Here is a 7,303-nt window from a genome sequence, read left to right as displayed (position 1 = left end):
TCTTGTCATTGAACACCTCAGGTCATGGTGGCGACTGTACCACCTAAAATGGTGTCCGGGATGATTAGACCACTACAGGGACATCAAACTCACCAACCAGCAGATTTTGACTATCCGGCCGTTCAGACCGGGCTATCTGATAGCAATGAGCTAAAGAGTACCTAGAGACCAGCCTTGCGTCCTTTATCCGCTGACGAATTCTGAAAAGAGTAAATTACCCCCACCTCACGCATCATCGATATCAAAGGCTCAGCTGCCTGCCGAAACCCGACTCTCGGTGAAGCTTGTTGCGTCGTGGCGTTGCTGCATGGGCTTGCGGTTAATTGTCCGCTGCAAGCCAGATAGAGGTAAAAACAGGAGCTGGAGAGAACCCGGAAGAGTGAGGGTACGGCACAAAAAAAATACGCAATCAAGTGATACTTGATTGTTGGGTGCGTGATACCTGTCACTAAAAAATGCAATTAAATGGAATAGCATAGTCAAACATGACGTCTTGTATCGACTGATTGCATCATTTCTTTAGTGGCTTGGGGAACGCAAATGAAGAGCGTGGTCGGATTGATAGAAAGCAAATTGATGCCGCTGGCAGGGCGCCTCGCTCAACAGCGTCATCTGGGGGCAATTCGGGATGGTTATATCTCGTTTATGCCGTTCATCATCGTGGGTTCGATCCTGCTGGTCATCTCATCGTTTCCCAGCGACAGTTACAAAGCTTTTATGGCATCCATCTTTGGTGAGCAGTGGGGGGCGACGATTGAAGTGCCCTTTAATGCGATCTTCTCAACCATGGCGCTGTTTGTCTCTTATCTGGTGGCCTATCGTCTGGCGGAACGCAATGATATCGATAAAAGCTCAGCCGGTATCTTGTCGCTCTCCTGTTTCCTGATCCTGACGCCATTTAGCGTGGATGCGCAGGGTGCTGCGGTGATCCCCATGGAGTGGATCGGTTCCAAGGGTTTGTTTGTGGCCATGCTGGGCGCGATTGTCTGGACCGAGATATTCACCCTCTTCCTGCGTCGCAATATCGTGATAAAAATGCCGGAGGGGGTACCGCCAGCAGTACAAAAATCATTTGCTGCGCTTATCCCGGCCCTATGTATTCTCTCCATGGCGCTGGCTATCCGGGTCTTCTTTGCATCCACCGCTTATCACACCATTCATGAATTTATCTACACAGTGATTGCCATGCCGGTACGCCATTTTGGCACCTCCTATTTTGGCGCCATTTTGACGGTGCTCAGCATCAGCTCACTCTGGTCGGTCGGGATTAACTCCGGTTCCATGATTAACGGGATCCTGCGTCCATTCTGGATGGACAATCAGGCCGAAAACCTGGCTGCTACTCATGCCGGCTTGCTGCCCCCGCACGTTGTCACAGAGCAGTTTTACGACATGATCTGGATGGGGGGTTCCGGCGCGACCTTGTCGCTGGTCTTGGCGATGCTGATTTTTGCCCGTAGCCAGCACATCAAGAAAATGACCCGATTGGCCGCTGGCTCCTCCATTTTCAATATCAACGAACCCATACTGTTTGGCCTTCCGGTCATCATGAACCCCATCATGCTGATCCCGTTCAATCTGGTTCCTGTGGTGCTGGTGACCATCCAGTACATCGCGATGGCATCGGGTCTGGTCTCTACGACAACCGGGGTCTATATCCCCTGGACGCTGCCCCCTGTCATCAGTGGTTTTATCGTTACAGGCCATCTTAGCGGTGCCCTCATCCAGTTATTCAATCTGGTGATTGGCGCCATGATTTATCTGCCCTTCCTCAAGGTTCTGGATCGCCAGTATCAGGGGACAGAGAGCCCGGCCGAAAGTCATGGGGAGTCGTCACATTCACCGCAATCAAACAAGAAGGTAAGCAATGGTTAATCATCAATGGGGCATTATCGCCACCTGGCGGATGGCTTACGAAGGTCTGAGTGCCAGTGCCAGGCAGCTGGCTGACAAAGGGGATGCTCGCTCTGCTGTGTTGCAAGCAGTCAAACAGGTAGAGGATTATCCCCTCTACAAGTCAGTTGGATACGGTGGCCTGCCAAATCAGGATGGCGAAGTGGAACTGGATGCTGCCTTTATGGATGGCGACTCATTGGCCATGGGGGCCGTGGCTGGCGTGCGTAATCTGGCCAACCCGGTCATGATCGCGGCGGCGTTGAGCGAAGAGCGATTCAACAGTTTCATGGTGGGGGGCGGCGCTGAACAGTGGGCTATCAACAAGGGATTCGAGCAAAAGAAAATGTTGACCGAGCGGGCCTTGCAGCACTATCGCAAGCGCTGCCGCGAAACCCTGGCCCGTGGCCTCAATCCTTATACCGGCCACGACACAGTAGGCGTTATCACCCTGGATCATAGCCGCAAAATCTGTGTCGCAACCTCAACCAGCGGCCTCTTTATGAAGCGGCCAGGACGGGTGGGAGACTCCCCGGTCTCTGGTAGTGGTTTTTATGCCGACAGCACCATGGGGGCCGCGACGGCCACTGGCCTGGGTGAAGACTTGATGAAGGGGTGCATCAGTTACGAGATTGTTCAACGTATGGGGCGGGGGATGACGCCGCAGATGGCAGCCGAGTCTGCCGTCTATGAGCTGGAAGCCCGTCTGCTGGCCCGCTATGGGCGTGCCGGGGATCTGTCGGTCGTCTGCATGAATCGCGAAGGCGAGTTTGGTGCGGCAACCAATATCGACAGCTTCTCTTTTGTCGTGGCCAACCATGCCCTTGCACCGACGGTTTTTCTGGCTCGGCGTGAAGGCGATCATACCCTCTACAACGAGGCTGATGAGACTTGGTTGAATGCCTATCTCGCCCGTATCAGTGCCCCCGTGGAGGAATCCCATCATGCTTGATGCGTCAGTAACGCTCTGGTCTACCCCCTTGCCGGCGACGACGCATTTGCTGCTGTGGCAGGGTGGGGCCCATGGCTATCGGGAGCAATCTGTCTTGCAGCCCATCGCGGCACTATTGGTTGAGTTGAACGGTCGTCAGAGCACCACGCTCGATGTCGGGTTGGCGGGGCTGTGCCAGCGTCTGACCTGGCTGGCGGCCGACCATCAGACGCTGCTGGAGCCGGCGGGATTGCGCGAGATGACCGATGCATTGATCCGTGTAGTACCCGGTGACGGAACCGGGTGTGTTGCCCTCGACATCACCCCCTTTTCGCTGGAAAAACCGGCGCAACGGACTGCGTTGCGCCACTGCATCGTCACGCTGCAAAACCAGTTCTACCAACTGCCTCTGCTCGGTTATCGCTCCGCCCCCAGCCATGCAGAGCCGGCACTGCGGCTGCTGGCAGCGCCAGAGCAGCATCCATTGGCCGAGGCGCTGCTGAAGGAGTGTTGTGCCATCAGCTACGGTATGCGACTTGCCCGGCGCATGGCTGATCGACCAAGCCAGGATTGTACGCCTGTGAGTGTGGCCGATGAGTTGGCGAGCTATGCCGCGCAGCATGACGAGGTCAGCTGTGAAATTCTCGATGAGGAGGCGATCCGTACCTTGGGATTGGGGGCATTGCATGCGGTTGGCAAGGGGAGCTTGAACCCTCCCCGCCTGATCTTGCTCCGTTATCGGGGGGGCGGTGATGCCCAGCCTTACGCGATAGTGGGCAAGGGGGTCACCTTTGACAGCGGCGGCCTCTGGCTCAAAGAGGGCGAGGGCATGCGCACCATGAAGTACGATATGTGCGGTGCTGCCGTGGTGTTCGGACTGATTGATACCGTGCGACGTCTGACGCTGCCTCTCAATCTGGATGCCGTGCTGGTATTGGCTGAAAATATGCCGACGGATCGCGCCATGCGGCCTGGCGATGTCGTCACGACCTATGCTGGTCACACCGTCGAGATCATCAACACCGATGCCGAGGGGCGGCTGGTATTGGCGGACGGGATTGCATTTGCGGATCGTCAGCTCTCTCCTCGCTGCATTATCGATGTGGCCACGCTGACAGGCGCCGTCGTCAAGGCGCTGGGTTATGACATCAGCGGCTTGATGAGTAATGACCCTGCGTTGGGCTCAGCCCTGACCCGGGCGGCTGAGTCGAGTCGGGATCGCCTATGGGCATTGCCGTTTGACGACAGTTTTGAACCGCAAATCAAGAGCTATATAGCAGATTTCACCAATACTCCCCCGAATAACGCAGCTATTGCTGTCTCTGCGGGCTATTTTCTGAGTAAATTCTGTGGCAACCGTCCATGGGCTCATCTGGATGTGAGTGGTACCGCCTTGCGCCGTGGTGACTATACCCAGGCCAGTGGCCGCCCTATCCCTTTGTTGACGGAATTTCTAATCCAGCAAATCGCGCCCGCCCTGAATGGGTGAGCAGAAGGAGTTAAAAATGAAAAAGATCCTATTGGTATGTGATATGGGCATGTCTACCAGTCTGGTAGTGAAAAAAATGCAGGATGTGGCGGCCCGCCGTCAACTTGAGGTCGACATTCAGGCCAAAGGCATGCAGGAGTTCAAAGAGGCCATACAGTCGTTTGACTGTGCACTGCTGGGCCCGCAAATCAGCTACAAGTTGGCAGCCTGCAAGGAACAAGCCGATCAATATGGCAAAAAAGTCGAATCTATCAATATGATGCACTACGGTATGCTGGATGGGGAAAAGATCCTCGACCATGCTCTGACGCTGATCTAAGGAGCGATCATGGAGCTCGAAGAACAGGTCATGACCCTGATTGTGAGTGCAGGTAGCTGCCGCAGCATGTTGATGGAGGCCATGAGGCATTCACGTAACGGGGAATTTGAACAAGCAGAGCAGTTGGTCGAGCAGGCGCGGGGGGCGCTCCACGCCGCTCATGCAGTGCAAACGAAGCTGATTGAAGCCGATGCTGGGGAGGGAAAACTGCCCGTCCAGATCGTGATGGTTCATGCCCAGGACCATGTGATGAACGCAGTCCTGCTGATGGATCTGACCCAGGAGATGATTGCGATTCATCGTCGTTTACCCCCAGTGACAACAAACTGTGATCAGTCAACAGCCATGGTCTGCTAAGGCATTGCTATTGTCAGGCATAAAGCTAAAAGAGGGAGGTGTGATACCTCCCTCTTCTCATTGTCAACCATCTTGCGCCGTCGATACATCACAACGAGGTCGCCAATCTCTGTTAGGCACAAAAGCGAAGCCAAACAGATTAGTCAATTTGCACACACTTCAATAGCAAGGCCAACCTCCTGACCCAAAAAACAGAAACATCAACCACGTTGCATTACTTAAAAATTGTGACATTTCACCAATTATTTCTTTTTTTAAAAAAAAGAGGCTCACACACCTCACAAGAAATTATAATTAATTGAAATAAAACAATTTATAAATCTATCACATCCCCTGCACCGACTGTTTTACGTGTTCTTATTCTGATATCCGCCATCAAAAGTGTGAACAGTGGCAACACCAAATGTCAATTAGACACTATTAATATAAGTATTGAAATACCAGGTAAATCCAGTAATTCATTACAATCATGTCAATAGGAGATGATTGATTTGTCTTGCTAGCACGACAGACACGCATCTCGACCGATCTGTTCATCTGGTTTTCAAGCGTTGAGGGAAAGGTTATGGAAAAGAAGCGTATTTACCTGTTTTGCTCTGCCGGGATGTCCACTTCACTGCTGGTTTCAAAGATGAAGGCGCAGGCGGAAAAATATGATGTGCCGGTGCTGATCGATGCCTATCCGGAGACCCTGGCTGGCGAGAAGGGACAGGATGCCGATCTGGTGCTGCTGGGCCCGCAAATCGCCTACATGCTGCCGGAGATCCAGCAGCAACTGCCGGGCAAGCCGGTCGAGGTGATCGACACCCTGCTCTACGGCAAGGTCGATGGCCTCGGCGTACTGAAGGCGGCAGTAGCCTCCATCAAGAAGAGCCTCGCATAGGTAAGGAGATCCCTGTGAGCAACATCATCGCATCGTTGGAGAAGGTCATACTGCCCATTGCCGTCAAGCTGGGCAAACAGCCTCATGTCAACGCCATCAAGAACGGCTTTATCAAGCTGATGCCCCTGACACTGGTCGGGGCCATGTTCGTACTGATCAACAACGTGTTCCTGAGCTTTGGCGAAGGCTCCTTCTTCTACTCCATCGGTGTGCGGCTCGATCCTGCCACCATCGCCACCCTAGACGGCCTCAAAAGCATCGGTGGCAACGTCTATAACGGCACTCTGGGGATCATGTCCCTGATGGCCCCCTTCTTTATCGGTCTGGCGCTGGCCGAAGAGCGCAAGAGCGATCCCCTGGCATCGGGCCTGCTCTCGGTAGCGGCCTTTATGACCGTCACGCCGTTCAGCGTGGGCGACGCCTATGCGGTGGGCGCCAACTGGCTGGGCGGAGCCAACATCATCTCCGGCATGCTGATCGGTATCGTCGTGGCCGAGATGTTCGCCTTTATCGTCCGTCGCAACTGGGTGATCACCCTGCCTGACAGCGTGCCGGCCTCGGTCTCCCGCTCGTTCTCCGCGCTCATTCCGGGCTTTATCATCCTCTCCATCATGGGGATCATCTCCTATCTGCTGAGCGATGCGGGCACCAACTTCCACCAGCTGATCATGGACAGCATCGCCAAGCCGCTGTCCAATATGAGCGGTCTGGTCGGCTGGGTCTATGTGGTGTTCTCCTCCTTCCTCTGGTTCTTCGGGGTACACGGCATGCTGGCGCTCACCGCGCTGGAATCCGGCATTCTGTTCCCCTTTGCCCTGGAAAACGTCGCCCTCTACAACCAGTACGGTTCGGTCGAAGCGGCGCTGGAGGCAGGCAAGCAGTTCCACTTCTGGGCCAAGCCGATCACCGACTCCTTCGTCTTCCTCGGCGGTACCGGTGCCACACTGGGCCTCATCCTGGCCATCTTTATGGTCTCACGCCGCGATGACTACCGTCAGGTGGCCAAGCTGGGTCTGCCCTCCGGTTTGTTCCAGATCAACGAGCCCATCCTGTTCGGCTTGCCGGTCATCATGAACCCCATCCTGCTGGTGCCCTTCATCCTGGTGCACCCGGTACTGATGGGGATCACCATGGCGGCCTACTACGCCGGGATCATCCCGCCCATCACCAACATAGCGCCATGGACCATGCCGACCGGCCTGGGTGCCTTCTTCAACACCAACGGCAGCGTGGCCGCCTTCTGTCTGGCGATATTCAACCTGGGTGTCGCGACCATGATGTATATCCCCTTCGTGCTGATTGCCAACAAAGCGCAGAACGTCATCGATGAAGAAGAGGAGAGCGAAGAGGATATCGCTCTGGCTCTGAAGTTCTGATAACAGCCATTCCAATGACAGCAAGGGAGGAGCAAAACTCCTCCCCTAACAGCCT

General features: G+C 54.7%; 7 protein-coding genes. All 7 read left to right on the top strand.

Annotated elements, in window-relative coordinates; all coding sequences use genetic code 11:
• The first annotated feature begins 540 nt into the window (after positions 1-540).
• The 7 genes from G5332_RS16860 to chbC all read left to right on the top strand — a co-directional run bounded on the left by G5332_RS16860 (position 541) and on the right by chbC (position 7,248).
• Positions 541-1,875 (top strand): PTS sugar transporter subunit IIC, encoded by a 1,335-nt coding sequence (locus G5332_RS16860; RefSeq protein WP_421171712.1) that lies wholly within the window; start codon positions 541-543, stop codon positions 1,873-1,875.
• Positions 1,868-2,845 (top strand): N(4)-(beta-N-acetylglucosaminyl)-L-asparaginase, encoded by a 978-nt coding sequence (locus G5332_RS16855; RefSeq protein WP_421171711.1) that lies wholly within the window; start codon positions 1,868-1,870, stop codon positions 2,843-2,845. Before G5332_RS16860 ends, G5332_RS16855 begins: the two co-directional genes overlap by 8 nt.
• Complete coding sequence (locus G5332_RS16850) at positions 2,838-4,313, top strand: leucyl aminopeptidase family protein (RefSeq protein WP_421311414.1); 1,476 nt, start codon at positions 2,838-2,840, stop codon at positions 4,311-4,313. Before G5332_RS16855 ends, G5332_RS16850 begins: the two co-directional genes overlap by 8 nt.
• Before the next feature lie 16 nt (positions 4,314-4,329).
• Positions 4,330-4,632 (top strand): PTS sugar transporter subunit IIB, encoded by a 303-nt coding sequence (locus G5332_RS16845; RefSeq protein WP_421171707.1) that lies wholly within the window; start codon positions 4,330-4,332, stop codon positions 4,630-4,632.
• 9 nt (positions 4,633-4,641) lie between these two features.
• Positions 4,642-4,989 carry a PTS lactose/cellobiose transporter subunit IIA gene (locus G5332_RS16840; protein WP_227342223.1) on the top strand — a complete coding sequence of 116 codons (348 nt, stop codon included), beginning with the start codon at positions 4,642-4,644 and terminating at the stop codon, positions 4,987-4,989.
• Between the two features lie 565 nt (positions 4,990-5,554).
• The gene (locus G5332_RS16835; protein WP_033135185.1) at positions 5,555-5,872 is read left to right on the top strand and encodes a PTS sugar transporter subunit IIB; all 318 of its coding nucleotides are present in this window, start codon (positions 5,555-5,557) and stop codon (positions 5,870-5,872) included.
• A 14-nt stretch (positions 5,873-5,886) separates the two neighbouring features.
• Positions 5,887-7,248: a PTS N,N'-diacetylchitobiose transporter subunit IIC gene (gene chbC / locus G5332_RS16830; RefSeq protein ID WP_421311412.1), complete on the top strand. Its 1,362-nt coding sequence runs from the start codon at positions 5,887-5,889 to the stop codon at positions 7,246-7,248.
• Positions 7,249-7,303: the final 55 nt, after the last annotated feature.

It is taken from the genome of Aeromonas sp. 603757 (assembly GCF_049171255.1).
Classification (GTDB): domain Bacteria; phylum Pseudomonadota; class Gammaproteobacteria; order Enterobacterales; family Aeromonadaceae; genus Aeromonas; species Aeromonas veronii_A.
Note: the sequence above shows the minus strand (reverse complement) of the source record. Positions and strands in the feature narration are given on the sequence as shown.